This window comes from uncultured Lacinutrix sp. (assembly GCF_947500325.1).
Classification (GTDB): Bacteria; Bacteroidota; Bacteroidia; order Flavobacteriales; family Flavobacteriaceae; genus Lacinutrix.
Window position 1 is genome coordinate 1 of sequence record NZ_CANMRQ010000128.1, and the last position, 206, is coordinate 206.

The 206-nt window shown below is 35.9% G+C and carries 1 protein-coding gene; it reads right to left on the minus strand.

Translation table 11 applies throughout. From position 1 onward, the window contains the following. A partial coding sequence (locus Q0997_RS20470; RefSeq protein WP_299892617.1) for a hypothetical protein occupies positions 1-206 on the minus strand: 206 nt, incomplete at both ends.

Consider the following 206-nt stretch of genomic DNA (forward strand, 5'->3'; position numbering starts at 1 on the left):
GCAATATTATCAGCATTCCATTGATCAGCAATAGTTTCATTATCAGTAGCAGTACAATCTACTGCAGTATCAACAACATTACAAGTAGAGACATCTGGCGCAGTGTTATCTTGTATAGTAATAGTTTGTACAAGCGTAGTTGTATTGTTACAATCATCAGTAAGTGTCCAAGTTCTAGTAATCACAGATTCGTTAGCACAAGTACC